Genomic DNA, 18235 nt, shown 5'->3' with positions numbered 1-18235 from the left:
TCCGGGGACTTAAAACTCAAGCTGCATCGATACCTGCGCCATGCGTGGCGCGCCGAGTTGCGCTGACGCATTGCCCGCCCCGCTGTAACCGTTCAGACCGCCGGGCACAATGTTGGTCCAGTAATGGCGGTTGGTCAGGTTGGTCAGATCAAAGCGGAAGGTGGTGTTGGTATTAAACAGACGCATGCGGTAACTGCTGCCCGCATCAAATACCGCATAGCTGCCGACCCAGTTGTCGTTGGCATTGTCTGTCGGGCGTTTGCCGACGTAATGGACGTTGGCATCCAGATCCAGCCCTTCGACCTGCGGCAGGCTCCAGACGGTCAGCAGATTGGCAGTGACACGGGACAAACCAACGATCTGTTTGTTATCGGAGGACGCCGACGCCGTATCGCGCAGTTTCGGATCGAGGAAAGTCACGCCGCCAAAAATGTGCACGTCACGGCTGACGTTGCCATCCGCCATCAGCTCCAGCCCGCGGTTGCGCTGATTGCCGTCGTTAGCGAATTCGCCGTTTTCCAGCGTGTAGGCAAACGGGCGATCGATCTGGAACAAGGCCGCAGAAAGATTCGCCTGACCGACGCGCAATTTGCTGCCGACTTCAATCTGTTTGCTGCGGTACGGCGAGGTGATCTGCCCGGCGTTTGTCGCGCCTGCCGGTGCGGTGTCGCCCTGTTGCAGGCTGTCGGCGTAAGTGGTGTACAGCGTCAGGTTCTCGACCGGTTTGTACATCAGGCTGGCCGAACCGCTGAATCCGCTGTCATTGGAATCGCTGGTACGCTGACGGGTTTTCGCGTAATTCGCCGAGGTCAGGAAGCTTTCGCTACCGGCCAGCAACAGACTCCATTTCGGCGAGAAGGTCAGCGTATCGCCCACCGAGAACGCCTGCTGGGTGCTGGTCGCCGAGTGATAACGGTCAGAGAAATCCGGGAAATCCGGCTCGGCAAAATGCTGCAGATCGTTGATATTGCCCGTGCCTAATGTGGCGGTGCCGCCGTGGATCGGGTTGTAGTTTTTCCACACAAAACCGCGCATGCCGAAGGACAAATCATGTTGCAGCCCGCCGGTATTCACCGTGCCGTTCAGGTTGGCCATATAGCTGTTGATGACAAAACGCGTCGCGGTGGCGCTGGAGACCGTGGTTTTGTAGTCGCCTTTATTGTTGACCAGCGTATTCGTCACCGCCGTGGACTGACGGTCAGCCACCTGATGCAGGAAGCCGATATCCGACTGCCAGTTGCCATCGAAATCATGTTTGAGGTGCGCGCTGTAGGTGCTGGTGTGATTGTCATCACCGGCATAACTTTGCCCCAGATTACGCTGTGTCGGGTTCATGGCTTTCGGGAAGGCCACACCGCTGGCCAGCGCAAAAGTCCCCGGCAGACCTTTCGTCACATAACGGTAATAGCTGAAATTGGTTTCCAGCACGGTCTGGTCGGTCAGTTGAAAATCCAATGCCAGGCTGGCGAGCTGACGTTTTTTACTGCTGCCGGAGGTATAACTTCCGCCCTGATCGTTGAGCAGATTCAGGCGATAACGCACCCGCTCGCCGCTGTCCAGCGCCCCGCTGAGATCCAGCGCCCCAAGGCCAGACATGCCAGTGCCCATGCCCAACGTCAGGCTGTTTTTAGTCGTGTAACCCGGACGTTTCGAGACAAAGTTAAACATCCCCGCCGGGTTTGCCGGCCCGTAGAGCGACCCCGCCAGTCCGTTCAGCACTTCAATTTGCTGAAACTGCTCCGCCGGATAATCGGTGGTCGACACCACATTCAGACCGTCGATCATCGAGTTTTGTACCACGCTGCCCTGGATCCCACGGGTCTGCGGACGCGCGCCGTCACCTTGTACCGACGGCAGATATTTGTAGACGTCTTTGACGCTTTTTAGCTGCTGACGGGTAATGATGCTTTCCGGCACGGCATGCACGGAATACGGTGTGTTGAGCACATCACGCTTGCCCAGCACGCCCATGCTGGCGCTTTGCGTACCGGAGGCTGACGGATCACCGGCTGCAGTATCGCTATTTTTCGCACTGGCGTTAACGGTGATGGTGTCGGAGGTGTCTGCGGCCAGTGCAGAACCTGCAGACAACAGAAGTCCGCACGCGCCAGCCATAAGCGGCGCAGTTATTTTTCTTTGCATTTATGATCAATCCCTTAAGGAATAAAAAAACGGTGCCCGCTGCTCAGATCGATTTGTTGTACCTGTGCCTGATAAATGCGGGAAATCAACGCGCTGTCTACCACCTCTGACGGCGCGCCATCGGCGATCAGCCGACTTTCGTGCAGCACCAAAGCCCGGCTTGCGGCCATCAGTGCATGTTCGGGCTGATGCGTGATCATCAGCAGTGTGTAGCCTTCCGAGGCGAGTTTTTTAAGCTGGGCGAGCAAATGCAGCTGATGGCCGTAATCGAGGCCATTCACCGGCTCATCGAGCAGGATCAGCGGCGTGTCCTGCACCAGCGCCCGGGTGATCAGCACGCGCTGGCGCTCACCGCCGGAAAGGTCGGTATAAATGCGGGCAGATAAATGTGCGATGCCGTTATCGTCAAACGCCTGCTCCACGCGGGCGATATCCTGCAGCGTCGGGCTGCGCATCAGGCCGGTGACCGGCAATCTCCCCTGCATCACCACCTGCCAGGCGGTGAACGGAAAATGCGGCTGATGGTGTTGCGGCACCCAGGCAATATGACGGGCAATATCGCGGCGGGTCAGGCTTTCCAGTGCAACACCCGCCAGTTCGATGTGACCGCTGGCCGGTTTAATCAGCCGCAGCAACAGTTTCAGCAGCGTGCTTTTTCCGGCACCGTTGGCACCGAGCAACGCCACGCATTCTCCGGCCTCAAGCCCGAAAGACAGGTTATCGAGCACCGTACGTTGCCCGATCCGGTATGAAAGGTTTTCAACAGAAAGGATCATGCCCAACCCCGCCGCACGGTTTTCAGCAACGCGATAAAGGCCAGTGCGCCCAGCAGTTCGGTAATGATGCCCAGCGGAATTTCGCCCGGCGCCAGCGTGCGCGCCAGCCCGTCACACAACAGCAGAAAACAGCCGCCGAGACACACCGATACCGGCAACAGCCAGACGTTACTGGCGCCGGTCAGCAGACGGGTCAGATGCGGGATCAGTAAACCGACCCAGCCGACCATCCCGGCGAGACTGACCGTCAGGGCGGAAATCAGCGTCGCCAGCACAATAATGCCGTAGCGGTAAAATCGGACCGGCACGCCGAGGCTGTAAGCTTCATCTTCGCTGAGCGTCATGACATCCAGCACCCGCCCGAGTACGGCCAGCAGCACAATCGCCACCGCCAGCACCGGCGCGGTCAGCAGCAGCGCATGATTATCTACCGCGCTCAGACTGCCCAGCATCCAGTAGACAATCGCGGGCAACTGATCCTGCGGATCGGCAACGTATTTCACGACCGATAACAACCCGGTAAACACCGCATTGCTGATGATCCCGCCGAGGATCAGCATCAGAACCGACGGCGAGGCAAACAGGCTGGCAATACCGACGCCGAGGGCGACCGCCAGCAATCCCGCCACGCAGGCCAGCGCGGGGATCCACAACCCGTTCAGCCCTGCCACGATACTCAATGCCGCACCGAATGCGCAGCCGCTCAGCACCCCGAGTAACCCCGGCGACACCAGCGGATTGCGGAACACCGCCTGATAGGCCGCACCGGATACCGACAGCCCGGCGCCGACCAGCACGGCAGCCAGAATACGCGGCAGGCGCGAATCAATCAGGATGTTATGCAGCAGAGCGTATTGGGGCGAAGACGCGTCGGCACCGACGAAACGTATCAGCGCCGCAAATGAAACCGGATACCGGCCAAGGGTCAGTGAAATCATTATTCCGCCCAGCAACAGCAGCAGGCTGAGAATAAAACACCGGCGGGGCGTCAGAAACCGGGCGCGTTGAAACGGTGACGCAGGCGCCGGTTCCGCAGAAAGAGTCATGAATGCGCACTAAAAGTAAAAATGAGGAGTGCCGGAAGGGTACGACCAAATGTCTGTGAGCACAACGTTATGTACCAAATGATACAACGAAACCTTTGTAACAAAATTTGTAACCCGGCCCGAAAAAACTAAATGACGGATTAGTGATCCAGATCAACTAAAACCCGCGCCCCGCAAGGGCTGCAGCGGTGTTTTAAGTCCAATTCCGCACTGTTTTTGACCCGAAAATGGCGACTCATACCTCACTGGATGCATTTCATTCCGCAACTCATGCAACTCACTCCGCAAATGCGCCGGCCTCATTCAGCAGACTTATCATAGCCACAGTTAATTGAATCTACTTCGCCCGGGAGAACCCACTATGAGCGACACATCTGGCATGCAGAATTACAACCGTACCCGCTGGCTGACACTGGTCGGTACCATTCTTACTCAGCTTGCTCTGGGTTCTGTTTATACCTGGAGCCTGTTTAACGGTCAGTTGTCCGAGAAACTCGGTGAGCCCATCAGCCGCGTCGCGCTGACCTTCGGTATCCTCAGCCTGTGTCTGGCGCTGGCCTCTTCCGTGGCGGGTAAACTTCAGGAACGTTTCGGTGTGCGTACCGTCACTATCGCCGCCGGTCTGCTGATGGCGGCGGGTTTCGCGCTGACCGCTCATTCCGATAACGTCATCATGCTGTACATCAGCGCCGGTGTGCTGGTCGGTCTGGCGGACGGTGCCGGGTATCTGCTGACCCTCACCAACTGCGTGAAATGGTTCCCTGAACGCAAAGGTCTGATCTCCGCCTGTTCTATCGGGGCGTACGGTCTCGGCAGCCTGTTATTCAAATTCGTCTGTGGTCATCTGCTGGCGACAGAAGGTCTGCAAAATACCTTTATGATCTGGGGCGGTGTGGCGATGGTGATGGTCATTGCCGGGGCGCTGATGATGAAAGATGCGCCGAAACAGGAAAATTCCGCGGCGAATGCGAATGTCACCCGTGAAGAAAACAGCCTGAATGACAACAGCAATGACAGCCGTGATTTCACGCTGGCCGAAGCCATCCGCGCACCGCAATACTGGATGCTGGCGCTGATGTTCCTGACCGCCTGCATGAGTGGTTTGTATGTGATTGGTGTGGCGAAAGATATCGGCCAGAGCCTGGTCAAACTGGATGCCCTGACCGCCGCCAATGCCGTGACCGTGATTGCGATTGCCAACCTGAGTGGCCGTCTGGTGCTGGGTGTGCTGTCCGACAAAATGCAGCGTATCCGCGTGATTTCTATCGCGCAGATTGTGTCACTGGCCGGTATGAGCCTGATGCTGTTCACGCAGATGAATGAAATGATGTTCTTCCTCTCCGTGGCCTGCGTCGCCTTCAGTTTCGGCGGCACCATCACCGTCTACCCTTCACTGGTCAGCGACTTCTTCGGCCTGAACAACATGACCAAAAACTACGGCCTGCTGTATCTCGGCTTCGGTATCGGCAGCATCTTCGCGTCCCTGGTCGCGTCCCTGTTCGGTGGCTTTGCGGTGACCTTCAGCATCATCACTGTATTATTGATTGTGTCATTGGTTCTTTCTGCCACGATTCGCTTACCGAATAAATCAGAAGCAGGTCATAATACGCTCCAGCACGTGTAATACAGCAGCTGAGCGCAGCATAAATGATGAACGGGAGCACAATTAGCTCCCGTTTCTTATGTATAAAGCAGTTAACATCGGCCGCTGAATCACGCAAAACCTATGACAGAATGTGAACAGACCGGACACCCGTAAAATGAAACGCACCACCCTCGCGCTTTTTGGCATGATGATCGCCATGACCACCTTTAATAGTTTCGCTCAGGCTTACCCTTCCAGTGCACAGGAAGTGGCTTCTGAACTGAACCGTAAAGCCAGCGAAAGCAGTACCCGCCCTTCGACGACGATCGATGCCAGCGCGCACAATAAACTGACCGCCAGCAGCGATTATCTGAAATAAAAAATCCCTGAAACAAGCCCCGTCAGCGCACCAGCGTGGCGCGCTTACCGTCAAATGCCCAGCCGCGGATCAGATACTGCATAGCAACCGCATCATCGCGATCTTTTTGCCGCAGGTTGTTGTAACGCTGATGGGCAATGCCGACGGCGTCCATATCCAGCTCGACACCCAGCCCCGGCAGCCCGTTCAGCGCCAGTTTGCCCTCTTTAATCTGTAACGGATTTTTGGTCAGATGCTGGCCTTCCTGCCAGATCCAGTGCGTATCAAACGGCGTGATCTCACCCGGTGCGGCCGCCCCGAGATGCGCCAGCATCGCCAGCGACACATCAAAGTGATTGTTCGAATGGCAGCCGAGCGTCAGCCCCCACGCGCTGCATAATGTGCCGATAGTATTCGCCCCGCGCATTGACCAGTAATGCGGATCGGCCAGCGGAATATCGATGGCATTCAGTTGCAGCGCATGGCTCATTTGCCGCCAGTCGTTGGCAATCATATTGGTCGCGACCGGTAATCCGGTGGCGCGTTTAAATTCCGCCAGCGTCTCACGCCCGGAAAAACCCTGCTCCGCGCCGCACGGATCTTCCACGTAAGACAAAATCCCGTGCATGTCTTTGCACAGCGAAATCGCCTGATCCAGCGACCAGGAGGCATTCGGATCGACGGTGATCCGCGCCTGCGGAAAACGTTTTTTCAGCGCCCTGACCGTTTCGATTTCGACCTCGCCCGCCTGCACACCGCCTTTGAGTTTAAAATCCTTAAAACCGTATTTATCCTGCGCGGCTTCTGCCAGCTGCACGACCTTGTCGTGGCTCATGGCTTCCTGATGGCGCAGGTGATACCACGGATGCTGCCCCGCCTGCGCATTTCCCGGCAGATAATCCAGATCGGTTTTCTGCCGGTCAGCGATATAAAACAGATAACCGAGCACCGGCACTTCATCGCGCTGTTTACCGGGGCCGAGCAGTTGCGCGACCGGCTGATTGAGGAACTGCCCCATCAGATCCAGCAGCGCGGTTTCCAGCACCGCGACCGCATTATGGTGCCGCTCGAGATCCCACGGACGAAAGCCCGGCAGCACCGGCTTCGGCTGGCGGTTTTCGTCCAGATCCCGTTTGTGCAAATCACTGACCAGCTGATTCATGATGCCGATTTCCTGCCCGACAATATGCGGGACCGCATCATTGAGGATCTTCAGCACCACGCCGGTGGCCGGTGCCTCGCCCACACCGGTATGCCCGGCGTTGTCTTTCAGTACCAGTAAAATACGGGTGAAATAGCAGTGATGCGCACCGGCAATGTTCAGCAGCATGCTGTCATAACCGGCGACCGGGATAACCTGCATTTCGACAATTTTTGGCGTATCAGACATGACGTTTGGTCTCCATTCCCTGCGGGGCGTGATATTCAGGTTGCGTTGGCGTACGGTGAGTTTTGGTGAAGAACAGCGTGATGGCAGCGAAAACCGAAATGCCACTGAGGATATACAGCCCCGCCGTTGTGCTGCCGGTGGTTTGTTGCAGATAACCAAACACCGCCGGCGCAAAGAAACCGCCAAGATTGCCCAGCGAATTGATCAGCGCAATGCCCGGCGCGACGATGGAGGACGGCAGCTGACTCTGCGGGATCGGCCAGAACAGTACCGCACTGGATTTGGTACCGATGCACACCACGCAAAGCGCAAACAGACCGAACCACGGGCTGCCCAAGGTGCACAGACAGGTCCCGATGGCTGCCACAATCAGCGCCAGCGCCAGAATGGTTTCACGGTTTCCCCGGAAACGGTCGCTGACACGGCCAAGAATATTGATGGCGATAATGGCGCAAATCCACGGCACGGAATTAAGCATACCGATCTGGAATGGCGACAGCCCCTGAATGCGGCCAATGATTTCTGGCTGCCAGAACACCAGCGTGTAACCGGTCATACACATCACAAAGAACAGAAAACACAGATAGGCCATTTTGCCGTCAGTGATCAGCTTCCAACGCGACATCCCCTGCGTATGCACATCGCGCGAGCTGGCTTCCGTGCTCAGTGCCGTGCTCAGCGCCAGTTTCTCCTCATCCGTCAGCCATTTGGCGTCCTGCGGTGTTGAAACAAGGAAAAACGCCGCCACAATCCCGACCAGCACCGACAGCGCCCCTTCGATAAACAGCACCCACTGCCAGCCCGGCAATCCCATAAAATCATGCAGTTCCAGCAGACCGCCGGTGACCGGGCCAGACAACAGATACGCCGCCGCAGAACCGGTGAGGATCAACGCCGTAGCCCGCCCGCGATAGATGTTGGGCACCCATTTGCGGAAATAGAACAAAATCCCCGGGAAGAAACCGGCTTCGGCGACGCCGAGTAAGAAGCGCAGTACATAGAATTGCATCGGCGTGGTGACAAAGCCCATGGCGAATACCACCGCGCCCCAGGTGATCATGATGCGGGTCAGCCAGACGCGGGCGCCATATTTATCCATCAGCATATTGCTGGGAATTTCGAACAGCGCGTAGCCGACGAAGAACAGTCCGGCACCAAAACCAAAGGCGGCGGTGCTGATCCCGACGTCGGTTTCCAGACTGTGTTTGATGAACCCCACATTGGTGCGGTCGATTTGATTAATGATCAACATCAGGATGAGCATAGGAATGGTGCGGGCAAAGAATTTGCGGTTTGCACTGCGTACCGCTTTGTTTTCATGACCGTTCATGGTGTTCCCTTAGCGTTGAAATTATGAACAACTGCAACACTAAGTAAGAAGTGAACACCGGGATTTGCCATTGTGCAGCCGCACAAGCTTTGATCCGCGACAAGGATAAAACAGGAAAATTACTGCATATTTTCAATGCATTACCTGATGTGCATTAGCACAACACCCCGACGTGCCGCCTGCGGGCTTTTAGGCAGATTAGCGAGGTGCTTCACAGTTCAGGGTAGGATCTTTCCGCTGATTTGTTTAAAATAAAAGCACATGTTTATCCATATGGATTATATGTTTGTTATAATTGCGACTTAAAACTTATCGATGGGACAACCCGTCCCGCACAAGGAGTGTGAGATGAAAGCAACAGCATTTTGGTTAGTCATGGCCGGAGGCTCTGTCGGGATCGGCTATGCGATGGCCCTGATGATGGAACTTCTGTGATTCTGCAACGTTGAGTTGTGACGGATAAATAAGGATATTTTATGGCATTTTACAGCCCTAAACGCATCATGCTCTACACCGCAGCCGCCATTGCGCTGCTGGTCATCGTCGGTCTGGTGACCTATTTCACCGTCGGCCATTTAGGCGCATAACACTTTTTCCGCGATTTCCCCCCTGCCCGGTGGCGATACATCCGGTATCGCCGCATAATGCTGCCATTCACTGATCACTACGCAAGGATTACATCATGACCTGGAAAGGATTAATGGTGGTGGCTGCCGTCATCGTACTGGCAAGCATCGGCTCTGAGTCTTTGATCCAAAAGGGTATTACATTGGCGGACGCCAAAATCGACCAGGTGATTTCCCATTACGCAGAGAAATAAGCCTTACATCTGCTGGATTAACCTTACCGGGCCATGACAAAAACATACACAGCGTTTGTTATCTTAAATCCATCAAATGTTGTGTGATGTCCCTGTGTAAAGTCCCTGTGTTATACCCCTGTAGAACCCTGTTATTTGCCCGCCGCGTGCGGGCTTTTTTTTGCCTGTTTTCCGGCAAAAGCATCATTTGGATTGGGATCGAATACACCGCTTATTTACGAAGCATTTGGGTTGAATCAAGGCGGCAACTGAGCGAGTCCCCGGGAGCATACATCAGTATGTGACTGGGGTGAGTGAAGGCAGCCAACGCAGAGTCAGCCCAAAGGATGAAGTAAAGAAGTGCCGGTGCTTTCCCGGCCGTCATATTATGGCGTAAGCGTCCATCCCACACTCCAACATTACGCGGCCTGAGCACGGCCTTTGCACAACAGAAAAAACGGCTGGAATTTAAAAAAAGAGAACCGGTTTGTCTGTTGTGGCTCCTGATAATAAATTCAGAAGCGTAGAAATAATAAACCCCGGCGTTGGCCAGGGCTTATTTTTGTCATTGATAATGTCGATATTGAAACAATTATTCTGGCTGCTCCGGGTTTAACCCATCTTCGCTATTGCAGAGTGTTTGCCTTCAATATCAGGCGACATTACAGAACGACAACGTTACCCGCTGATGGGCCTTTCTGACCATTTTCGATGGTGAACTCAACGTTCTGACCTTCGTCCAGGGTTTTGAAATCATTGCTCTGGATAGCAGAGAAGTGAACGAACACGTCTTTGCTGCCGTCTGCAGGGGAGATGAAACCGAAACCTTTACCAGCGTCAAACCATTTTACTAAACCAGTCATTTTATTAGACATAGGAAATACCTTCTTCGTTTTTATTTTATGATGCCATAGGGCAATATAGGTCTGTTTTTATTTGAAATACTTATGGATGCATCAGAGAAGGAAATTCGTCGGAGAAAGGATTTGCTATATCACTTGAACCAGGAACTGCTTTACTAAAATGTCTTACATAAATAGGTCTTAACCACAAACCGTTGACGCTATTTACACACAGGAGGATTTATTAAGCAAGCTTTTATTTCATCGCAATTATATTTATGCGGATGATATTCCAAAGGGAAATAAGCCACAGCCCGCCCGTGGCGGTGGCTGCGGACACAATGAAAAGAAAACAGCCTGCCCGATACCGGCAGGCTTTAAGAATTATCCTCCCGCCCTTTTCATGCAATCAGCCCGGCGACCGTCCACCCGTTTGGCAAACCAGGCGGTGGTCAGCTTGCGGGTAATCTTAGGACTTTCCAGCGTGATGCCCGGCAGCATCTCGCGCGGCTGGCGTTTGCCGGTGGTTTTATCCGCCAGCGCAAAGACCTGTTTATAGAGCCTGGTATCTTCAAACTCCAGCTGCTCGCCCTTCTCCAGCGCCTTGCGGATGGCGGACTGGCTGATGTCCAGACGCTTGCTCAGCGTGCGAACCGCCAGTTCGGTGCTGCCCGGTTTATCGGTGCCGTAGTTAATCAGGTCGCCGTCCAGCGCCAGCGGAATGCCGGACACTTTACTGACCGCACTCTGGAATGCGGCGTTACGGCTGGCATACCATCCGGCATTAAAATCAGCAAAGCGGTACAACGGCTGAGTGTAATTCGCCGGATAACCCAGCAGGTGTTTGACGCCGAAATAGACCCCGCCGCGACGGCTGAACACTTCGTTGCGGATCGAATCCTCAACGTGATACGGATAACCTTTGGCATTTTGCTCGGCAAAGGCAATGCTGACCTGCATCGGGCCGCCGGTATGCACCGGGTTCAGGTTGCCGAACAGCGTCTGCCCCATCGGCACCATATCGATGAAATCATCGAAAATGGCGCTCAGCTGTTTCTCGGTTTTGACGTTATCCAGCCGCTCGCTGTAGGATTTTCCGTTCGGTGATTTCAGCAGCAGTGCCGTATGCACCAGAAAATTCGGCACATGCACGGCATCCGCACGCCGGTCGATTTCCTTCCAGGCGATTTTCCCGAGACCCGGCACCGGCGCATCGGCGTTAAAATTGGATTCCTGCTGCGCCACCGCCAGTACGGAACAGATATTTTCCGTGGTCGCCGGAATGTCCTGCGCGGTAAACGCCGCCGTGATATCCGTGGCCCAGCCCTTCTTATCCGGCGCGGACGCGGGCAACAGCCGCACGATATCGGCTTTCACGTCGCGGGGATTTTGAGCCGGTGTGGCGGTTTTTTTCGTGGATGTACATCCGGCAAGGATCAGGATCGTCAGCACCGCTGCGGCCTGTTTAATCGAAAATGACTTATGGTTCAAAGTTATACGTTCCCTGAATGAATGCATCTGACAGTGACGTTAGCGAAGATAGCCATGCCGATCTAGCAAAAAATTATCTTTATGCGTTAAGGTTAAGACTCTGAAGATGGAGATAAAGGAACAAGGAAATTATGCACTCAGCCCCCCGCACCTCAGCCTTTAACCGCGCCTTTCTGCTGCCTTTTATGATGTTGCTGATGATTTTCGCCATCAGCGCCTGTGGTGACAAAGAACCCGCACAGCGAAAAGCGTTTATCGATTTTCTTCAGTCGCGGATCCTGAACAAGCCCGTACTGGCCGTCCCGCAACTGACTGAAGCCCAGAAAAAAGATCTGGGTGATTACAGCAAAGATTACGCCATCATCACCGGCTTTCATCGTCAGATGAACATTGAACTGGATTCCTCACTGGTGCCGGTTTTTGCCGGCATGAACGGGGTCAACAGCGTGAACAATCTGCTGGAACAGCGCGATGATCTGAAGAAAATGGCGGACAGCAGTGTGAAATGGAAAGAAAAAATCGTGCAACTGAGAACGCAGGCCGACAGCCAGCGTGCCGCGCTGAAACAGCCGGAAGACCTGAAAAAGGTTTACGATCAGGCGTATGAAAAAACCATCGTCAAACCGTCCGAGGTCACCGGACAGGTGTTTGATCTCCTGCCGCAGGTGCTGAACCTGATTGTGGCGAAGGCCGACTTTATCAAAAGTCAGGGCAAAAATGTCACCATCACCGGCAACCGGCTGCAATTTGCCAACCAGAAGCAGCTGGATAAATACAACGCCATCCAGCAGCAACTGGTGCCGCTGAATGCGCAACTGATGCAACTCAGCCGCCAGATGCAGCAGATGGTGCGATAAACCCGCAGGAAACCGCCCGCTGGCGAAAGGCGGTTTTTTCGCGGCGGCGCTTTTGTTATGGTGTGCGGCAATTCAATAAGGAGACACTGATGAACGACGATACCCTGAATAAACGCGTAGACCAGCTCGAACGCGTAAACCGTGAACTGCTGGTACAGATTTCCGCCATGCGTCTGCTGTTTGGCAGCGTGGGCAACGTGCTGAATGCCAGCCAGGAAAATGCGTTTACCATTGCGGTCAATCAGGCGCTGGAAGCCAACCGTGCAGATGTCGCTAATCAGGCGGATCTGGACGACGCATCACGGAAATTCCGCGAAGACGTCTTCAAATGTACTGAATCCCTGCTGCCGGGTTCACGCTAAAAAAAAGCTCAGGCGCGATGCCTGAGCCTTTTCTCTTTTTCTGCCTGATCCGTACGGCAAAATCTACAAATTCACCACGCGGTTACGCCCTTCATTTTTCGCCTGATACAGCGCCTTGTCTGCCGTTTTCAATGCCCCGTCGATATTGACTTTTCCGGGATAGAACAGGGTCACTCCGAGCGAAATGGTCACCTGTCCGGCGCCGTCAAACTGCTGCACTTCGACCTGTTTACGCAAACGCTCGGCAAGCTGAATGGCCTGCGTCAGTGACGCGCCGGGCAGCAGCAACAGAAACTCCTCGCCGCCCATGCGGCACAGCAAATCGCCGTCCCGGGAATTACTCAGAATATGTCGGGCCAGTTGTGTGATCACGCTATCCCCCACGTCATGGCCGTAGGTATCATTTATTTTTTTGAAATGATCGATATCGAGCGTGATGACCGCAATACGCGACGACGCCGTCAGTTGTTTATCCACGGCCTCATAAAAGCCACGCCGGTTCAGCAGGCCGGTCATCGGATCGGTGTGGGCTTCCGTACTGAGCTGCTCGATGCGCTGATGCAGCAACCTGATGCCCTGTAACATCACCGTTTTCAGCTTCGAGGCTTCGTAATACCAGGCATTAATCTGCTGAATTTCCTGAGAAACATCTTCTGAATCCATGGTGTCCGCTTTCGAGGCGAGCTGTCGCAATGGCCGCGAAATATAGCGCGTCAGCAGCCAGATACAGATAAACACCAGAATCACGATCGGCAGCGTGTAGAGCAAAACCTGCAACATCACGTTGTACAGCAGCACCACGTCGGCTTTGGCGGGATGCAACACCAGCACCGTCCAGCCCGCGGCTTCCATGGTGGAGAAACCGGCCAGCGACGCCTCGCCCTGCAGGTTTTCCATGCGCAGATAGCCCTGCTCCCGGCCACTAAGTTGCGCCTTATTCACATGCCCCTGCGGGACGCTTTCAATCCAGCCGGATGCCGCGCGGTACAACACATCACCTTCACGGTCGATCACGTAAATATAGGCGTCTTTGCGGTAATTACGGGCGTTAATCAGCGTATCGACAATACTGCTTTTACTCAGATCGATTTCGGTCGCCAGATAGCCGAGATAGCCGCCGCGCGCATTACGGATCGGGGCGGAAAGCACGATGATGTGATTGTTTTGCGCGGTACGAAACGGCGAACTGAGCACCGGATTTTGCGTGGTCAGCGCGGCGGTATTGGCATCAGAGACCAGTTTTAATCCGACCATCGACGCGGAATTTCGAGAGGCCGCGCGCACCACGCCGGTTTTATCCACCACCAGCACGGAACTGAACCGCTTGCTCTGCACCTGCAACCGGTCGGCTTCATCGGTCAGCGCCTGAATGTTGTCAAACTCGTCGCCGAGCAAATCGGCACTGTAAGCCACCTGCTTTTGTGCCGCATTGAAGAACAGATCCGCCGTCAGCGACAGCCGCGTCGCGAACGACTGACTCGCCCGCAATGAGGATTCGATAAGAAGTTTTTTCTCTACCTGAAAAATCGCCAGATAGCTGCTGAGCAAGGTGACAAGCGTACTCACCAATGCCAGAAGCAATATCAGGCGTTTAAGATTAAATGCAAACCGCCGCTGCTGATCCATTCTCTGTCCGTTGAGCTGATGACCCTGAATATTACAGAGGATAGCAGTATGAAAGACGATGGTTTTGATATGTCTCAGTCAGGACGGTTTTACTGATGATAAAACGTTCAGAACGTTAGCCGGTAAAACTTACTGTCTACCGCCATCAGCGGAAAATCTGGCGGCAGGTCTGCCACCGTGACGGGCTGAAATCCGTTCTTTTCATAAAAGCGATGCGCTGCCAGAAACTTGTCTGTCGTGCCGAGAAAAATATCTTTCACCTTTTTCGCCTGCGCATGTTGCAGCAAGGTATTCAGTAATAATGCGGCCACGCCATACTCCCTGCCACGAAAAGGTGCACTGACAAACATTTTGCGCAGTGCCGTCTGGCCGTTGCCGATATCTTTCAGGCCAAGCGTGCCCACCACTTTCCCCGCACAGCGGGCGACCCAAAAATCCCCGTTGCCGCGCTGATAAAACTGCGGAATATCATGCAAATCAGGCTGCTGCTGTTCGGTTATTGCAATGCCAAACTCCTGATTCTGGATTGGCAAAATCACCTCAACCACACCGCGCTGGTCGGCGGCAGAAAATCGCTCAATAAAGACAGAATGACTCATCACACACTCCCTCAGGCAAAAAACAGAATTAGTACGGGCACAGCAGCGCCAGCTCAGGATTTTCAGGGAAAACCCTTTCGCTGAGAAAATCAATCAACACCCGCAACTTCGGCGTCATATAACCGCCCGACGGCCATAAAATGTAGAAGTCGCCACTGCGCTTTACATCATCATCCAGAACCGTCACCAGTTGCCCGCGCGCCAGTTCCTTACGGATACTGAAATCCGGCAGACAGGCGATGCCCAGCCCCTGCACGGCAAAACACAGGCGCGTTTCAATATTATTGCAAACCATCGACACCGGCAGCGCTAAATCCTGATATTCCGGCAACGGCCACGGCTCGAGTTTTCCGCTGTTGGGAAAACGGAAATGCAGACAACGATGATCAGCCAGTTCATGCGGTTTCGCGGGCGTACCGTATTGTTCAAAATAGGCCGGTGCGCCGACCAGCAGATGATGGAACGTGCCCAGCTTACGCATCGACAAACGGGAATCCGCCATTTTGCCGGTACGCACCACGGCGTCGAACCCTTCTTCCACCACATCCACAATACGATCGGTGAAATCCAGATCCAGTTCGATATCCGGATAACGGCGCATAAATTCACCCAGCACCGGCAACAGTAATGTGCTGACCTGCGGCAGACTCAGCCGCAGCCTGCCGCGCGGGCATTCCGCCAGTTGCGACAACTCGCTTTCTGCGGCTTCAAGTTCCGCCATGATCCGCCGGCAGCGTTCAAGAAACAGCGCCCCTTCGGCGGTCAGCGTCACGCTGCGGGTGCTGCGATGAAACAACCGCACATTCAGCCGGGTTTCCATGCGCGCAATGTTTTTCCCTACTGCCGATGCCGATACGCCTAATATCCTTCCGGCCGCCACAAAACTGCGGGTTTCTGCCACCTGTACGAACACCGTCAGGCTACTGAGATTTTCCATTGCTTCCCCCGATTGCGGACATCAGCGTCCGCATATTCAGGAAATCTACCCTACTTTTTCCGCACTGAGGAGAGCTCTATCGTGCTTTAACACTTTCTGAAACTGAGATACCGCATGAATTCCACTGCATTGAAACCCCCTCTTCCGCTGTCCGCGTTACTGGCGATGGCGCTGACCGGCTTTATCGCCATCATGACCGAAACCCTGCCCGCCGGACTGCTGCCGCAGATTGCCGCCGGACTTGACGTATCCCCGGCGATGGCCGGGCAGCTCATCACCCTTTACGCCGCCGGGTCACTGATGGCGGTCATCCCGCTGGCCGCCCTGACCCGGAGCTGGAACCGGCGTACCGCGCTACTGACCGCGATCGGCGGTTTTCTGGTCTTCAACACCCTCACCACTTTCTCGGAAAATTATCTGCTGACGCTGTTTGCGCGCTGGATGGCCGGAGCGGCGGCAGGGCTGGCGTGGGGATTGCTGGCAGGCTATGCACGGCGGATGGTGCCGGTGGAGCAACAGGGGCGGGCGTTGTCGGTGGCGATGGTCGGCACGCCGCTGGCGCTTTCGGTTGGCGTTCCGCTCGGCACATGGATGGGAACGCAGCTTGGCTGGCGTATGGCCTTTGGCGTGATGTCTGCCGTCACGCTGTTGCTGATCGTCTGGGTGGTCCGCAAAGTGCCGGATTACCCCGGCCAGGCCGCCGGTCAGCGTCAGCCTCTACGCCATGTGCTGATGATGCCGGGCGTGCGCAGCATTTTGCTGGTGATCATGCTGTGGATGCTGGCGCATAACCTGCTTTATACCTACATCGTGCCCTTCCTGCGTATGTCCGGCCTGAACGGGCGTGCCGACCAGATATTGCTGGTCTTCGGCATCGGCGCGCTGGCCGGTATCGGCGTGACGGGCTTACTGGTGGATAAACGCCTGCGGCAAACCCTGCTGGTCAGCCTGCTGGCCTTTGCCCTGCTCTCGCTCGGGCTGATATTTAACAGCCATTCGCCGCTGACCGTGACATTGTGCATTGCACTGTGGGGGCTGACATTTGGCGGAGCCGCCACGCTGCTGCAAACGGCCATCGGGGACGCGGCGGCAGAACACGCCGACATGGCGCAATCTATGGTCGTGGTAGCCTGGAATCTGGCGATTGCCGGTGGCGGACTGGCAGGTGGCGTGCTGCTGGAAACCGCCGGTATCGAGGATTTCCCTGCCGTCATGCTGATACTGATTGTTGCCGGACTCTGTATCGCATGGCGGGCGCGGCAACATGGCTTCAGGCCGGGTGCCCGTCATCCGCAAATGCATACTGAGAAGGAACGGGATCAAAGTTTGGAAACCGCTGAAAAGGTATAATTTCTTAAACCTTTCCGGAACCAGAATACTGAAGCCGCACCCGTTGCGGCTTATTCTGTTAGAGTAAAAAACAGGCAATACAGAAGCAATGAGAATCATGGAAGCACGTAATAAAGCCGTTATACTTTTGTCAGTAATTGCCGCCGCAGCCCTGGTGCTGCTGGCGTTTGAGTGGCTCGCCGATCAGGCCGTACCTGAACTGAAAGAGCAGGTGATTCACTATGTGGATGAGCACATGGCGCACTAACATGCCCTGATGGCAGGAGGAGAAATGGTAACGAAACGGATGATGGCCAAACACTGGAAAATGGTTGTGGTACTGCTGTGTATCTGCGGCGCACTGATGCTGTTGCGCTGGGCGGCGATGATCTGGGGGTAAAGTTTTGCAAATTACCCCTTCTGAAACTGATTAAATAAGCATCAACCCGGTCAGGGGGTTGAAACCTTCCGCTACGCGAGCCAGAATATCCTTAGTGATTGTTAAGAGCCCGTCTGACCGTTTATGAAAACACCCAAACCTCGTCGTCCTCATGGGCGATGGACGTATTACATCATGCACGAAGACATTCTCTGGCCCTGCCCGGTTCGCTGGGAGTGGGAGAATGGCTACGGCGGCTGGCTGCCTTTTTATTATTCACCGACACTGGAGTTCGTGGCTGGCGATCCGCTCAAGGCCACAAAAGTGGCGGGCCAGAAAGCCCGCCCACATCGTAAGCCCCTCAAAATTCACGAATACGAATACTGA

The 18235-nt window shown here is 54.9% G+C and carries 19 protein-coding genes; 9 read left to right on the top strand and 10 right to left on the bottom strand.

Features of this window, described 5'->3' with window-relative positions; translation table 11 throughout:
• Positions 1–9 precede the first annotated feature (9 nt).
• The 3 genes from J9880_RS12880 to J9880_RS12870 are packed head-to-tail and all read right to left on the bottom strand — an operon-like array spanning position 10 to position 3964.
• Positions 10–2142 carry a TonB-dependent receptor gene (locus tag J9880_RS12880; RefSeq protein ID WP_408637203.1) on the bottom strand — a complete coding sequence of 711 codons (2133 nt, stop codon included), beginning with the start codon at positions 2140–2142 and terminating at the stop codon, positions 10–12.
• Between the two features lie 14 nt (positions 2143–2156).
• Complete coding sequence (locus J9880_RS12875; RefSeq protein ID WP_232769437.1) at positions 2157–2918, bottom strand: ABC transporter ATP-binding protein; 762 nt, start codon at positions 2916–2918, stop codon at positions 2157–2159.
• On the bottom strand, positions 2915–3964 hold the full coding sequence (locus tag J9880_RS12870; protein WP_119822686.1) for a FecCD family ABC transporter permease: 1050 nt from the start codon (positions 3962–3964) through the stop codon (positions 2915–2917). Before J9880_RS12870 ends, J9880_RS12875 begins: the two co-directional genes overlap by 4 nt.
• Before the next feature lie 361 nt (positions 3965–4325).
• Between J9880_RS12870 and J9880_RS12865 the strand changes: the two genes are divergently transcribed.
• Both J9880_RS12865 and J9880_RS12860 read left to right on the top strand, forming a co-directional pair.
• Positions 4326–5588 (top strand): L-lactate MFS transporter, encoded by a 1263-nt coding sequence (locus J9880_RS12865; protein WP_095923061.1) that lies wholly within the window; start codon positions 4326–4328, stop codon positions 5586–5588.
• A 136-nt stretch (positions 5589–5724) separates the two neighbouring features.
• Positions 5725–5928 carry a hypothetical protein gene (locus tag J9880_RS12860; RefSeq protein WP_095923062.1) on the top strand — a complete coding sequence of 68 codons (204 nt, stop codon included), beginning with the start codon at positions 5725–5727 and terminating at the stop codon, positions 5926–5928.
• A gap of 22 nt (positions 5929–5950) precedes the next feature.
• Here J9880_RS12860 and J9880_RS12855 read toward each other — a convergent pair whose 3' ends face one another.
• The gene (locus tag J9880_RS12855) at positions 5951–7297 is read right to left on the bottom strand and encodes an enolase C-terminal domain-like protein (protein ID WP_131692884.1); all 1347 of its coding nucleotides are present in this window, start codon (positions 7295–7297) and stop codon (positions 5951–5953) included.
• Positions 7290–8627, bottom strand: a complete 1338-nt coding sequence (locus J9880_RS12850; RefSeq protein WP_095923064.1) for an MFS transporter — start codon at positions 8625–8627, stop codon at positions 7290–7292. Before J9880_RS12850 ends, J9880_RS12855 begins: the two co-directional genes overlap by 8 nt.
• Before the next feature lie 682 nt (positions 8628–9309).
• Here J9880_RS12850 and J9880_RS12845 point away from each other — a divergent pair.
• A complete protein-coding gene (locus J9880_RS12845) occupies positions 9310–9447 on the top strand; it encodes a hypothetical protein (protein ID WP_162928551.1) in 138 nt (45 codons plus the stop codon).
• Positions 9448–10088: 641 nt separating this feature from the next.
• Here J9880_RS12845 and cspE read toward each other — a convergent pair.
• Together cspE and J9880_RS12835 are read right to left on the bottom strand one after the other, a co-directional pair.
• On the bottom strand, positions 10089–10301 hold the full coding sequence (cspE, locus tag J9880_RS12840; protein ID WP_013574336.1) for a transcription antiterminator/RNA stability regulator CspE: 213 nt from the start codon (positions 10299–10301) through the stop codon (positions 10089–10091).
• 351 nt (positions 10302–10652) lie between these two features.
• Positions 10653–11759, bottom strand: a complete 1107-nt coding sequence (locus J9880_RS12835) for a DUF1615 domain-containing protein (RefSeq protein ID WP_269812090.1) — start codon at positions 11757–11759, stop codon at positions 10653–10655.
• Positions 11760–11890: 131 nt separating this feature from the next.
• Between J9880_RS12835 and J9880_RS12830 the strand changes: the two genes are divergently transcribed.
• Together J9880_RS12830 and J9880_RS12825 are read left to right on the top strand one after the other, a co-directional pair.
• Positions 11891–12616 (top strand): DUF3053 domain-containing protein, encoded by a 726-nt coding sequence (locus J9880_RS12830; RefSeq protein WP_232769435.1) that lies wholly within the window; start codon positions 11891–11893, stop codon positions 12614–12616.
• An 89-nt stretch (positions 12617–12705) separates the two neighbouring features.
• Positions 12706–12978, top strand: a complete 273-nt coding sequence (locus J9880_RS12825; RefSeq protein WP_095923067.1) for a hypothetical protein — start codon at positions 12706–12708, stop codon at positions 12976–12978.
• Positions 12979–13041: 63 nt separating this feature from the next.
• Here J9880_RS12825 and J9880_RS12820 read toward each other — a convergent pair whose 3' ends face one another.
• From J9880_RS12820 to J9880_RS12810, 3 genes are all read right to left on the bottom strand, one after another.
• Positions 13042–14604 (bottom strand): sensor domain-containing diguanylate cyclase, encoded by a 1563-nt coding sequence (locus tag J9880_RS12820; RefSeq protein WP_232769434.1) that lies wholly within the window; start codon positions 14602–14604, stop codon positions 13042–13044.
• Positions 14605–14711: 107 nt separating this feature from the next.
• Positions 14712–15203 carry a GNAT family N-acetyltransferase gene (locus J9880_RS12815; protein ID WP_095923069.1) on the bottom strand — a complete coding sequence of 164 codons (492 nt, stop codon included), beginning with the start codon at positions 15201–15203 and terminating at the stop codon, positions 14712–14714.
• A 28-nt stretch (positions 15204–15231) separates the two neighbouring features.
• Positions 15232–16140: a LysR family transcriptional regulator gene (locus J9880_RS12810; RefSeq protein ID WP_095923070.1), complete on the bottom strand. Its 909-nt coding sequence runs from the start codon at positions 16138–16140 to the stop codon at positions 15232–15234.
• A gap of 114 nt (positions 16141–16254) precedes the next feature.
• Between J9880_RS12810 and J9880_RS12805 the strand changes: the two genes are divergently transcribed.
• From J9880_RS12805 to J9880_RS12790, 4 genes are all read left to right on the top strand, one after another.
• Positions 16255–17490: an MFS transporter gene (locus J9880_RS12805; protein ID WP_195817462.1), complete on the top strand. Its 1236-nt coding sequence runs from the start codon at positions 16255–16257 to the stop codon at positions 17488–17490.
• A gap of 97 nt (positions 17491–17587) precedes the next feature.
• Positions 17588–17737, top strand: coding sequence for a hypothetical protein (locus tag J9880_RS12800; protein WP_162928524.1), 150 nt, complete (start codon positions 17588–17590; stop codon positions 17735–17737).
• A 24-nt stretch (positions 17738–17761) separates the two neighbouring features.
• On the top strand, positions 17762–17869 hold the full coding sequence (yniD, locus tag J9880_RS12795; RefSeq protein ID WP_095923072.1) for a small membrane protein YniD: 108 nt from the start codon (positions 17762–17764) through the stop codon (positions 17867–17869).
• A gap of 123 nt (positions 17870–17992) precedes the next feature.
• Entirely contained in the window at positions 17993–18235 is a 243-nt protein-coding gene (locus J9880_RS12790) for a hypothetical protein (RefSeq protein WP_195817463.1), read from the top strand.

Source organism: Rahnella victoriana, assembly GCF_021276285.1.
GTDB lineage: Bacteria > Pseudomonadota > Gammaproteobacteria > Enterobacterales > Enterobacteriaceae > Rahnella > Rahnella victoriana.
Note: the sequence above shows the minus strand (reverse complement) of the source record. Positions and strands in the feature narration are given on the sequence as shown.

Coding starts and splice junctions, on each gene's coding strand:
- J9880_RS12880 (WP_408637203.1), bottom strand. CDS start 2,142: ATGCAAAGAAAAATAACTGCGCCGCTTATGGCTGGCGCGTGCGGACTT.
- J9880_RS12875 (WP_232769437.1), bottom strand. CDS start 2,918: ATGATCCTTTCTGTTGAAAACCTTTCATACCGGATCGGGCAACGTACG.
- J9880_RS12870 (WP_119822686.1), bottom strand. CDS start 3,964: ATGACTCTTTCTGCGGAACCGGCGCCTGCGTCACCGTTTCAACGCGCC.
- J9880_RS12865 (WP_095923061.1), top strand. CDS start 4,326: ATGAGCGACACATCTGGCATGCAGAATTACAACCGTACCCGCTGGCTG.
- J9880_RS12860 (WP_095923062.1), top strand. CDS start 5,725: ATGAAACGCACCACCCTCGCGCTTTTTGGCATGATGATCGCCATGACC.
- J9880_RS12855 (WP_131692884.1), bottom strand. CDS start 7,297: ATGTCTGATACGCCAAAAATTGTCGAAATGCAGGTTATCCCGGTCGCC.
- J9880_RS12850 (WP_095923064.1), bottom strand. CDS start 8,627: ATGAACGGTCATGAAAACAAAGCGGTACGCAGTGCAAACCGCAAATTC.
- J9880_RS12845 (WP_162928551.1), top strand. CDS start 9,310: ATGACCTGGAAAGGATTAATGGTGGTGGCTGCCGTCATCGTACTGGCA.
- cspE (WP_013574336.1), bottom strand. CDS start 10,301: ATGTCTAATAAAATGACTGGTTTAGTAAAATGGTTTGACGCTGGTAAA.
- J9880_RS12830 (WP_232769435.1), top strand. CDS start 11,891: ATGCACTCAGCCCCCCGCACCTCAGCCTTTAACCGCGCCTTTCTGCTG.
- J9880_RS12825 (WP_095923067.1), top strand. CDS start 12,706: ATGAACGACGATACCCTGAATAAACGCGTAGACCAGCTCGAACGCGTA.
- J9880_RS12820 (WP_232769434.1), bottom strand. CDS start 14,604: ATGGATCAGCAGCGGCGGTTTGCATTTAATCTTAAACGCCTGATATTG.
- J9880_RS12815 (WP_095923069.1), bottom strand. CDS start 15,203: ATGAGTCATTCTGTCTTTATTGAGCGATTTTCTGCCGCCGACCAGCGC.
- J9880_RS12810 (WP_095923070.1), bottom strand. CDS start 16,140: ATGGAAAATCTCAGTAGCCTGACGGTGTTCGTACAGGTGGCAGAAACC.
- J9880_RS12805 (WP_195817462.1), top strand. CDS start 16,255: ATGAATTCCACTGCATTGAAACCCCCTCTTCCGCTGTCCGCGTTACTG.
- J9880_RS12800 (WP_162928524.1), top strand. CDS start 17,588: ATGGAAGCACGTAATAAAGCCGTTATACTTTTGTCAGTAATTGCCGCC.
- yniD (WP_095923072.1), top strand. CDS start 17,762: ATGGTAACGAAACGGATGATGGCCAAACACTGGAAAATGGTTGTGGTA.
- J9880_RS12790 (WP_195817463.1), top strand. CDS start 17,993: ATGAAAACACCCAAACCTCGTCGTCCTCATGGGCGATGGACGTATTAC.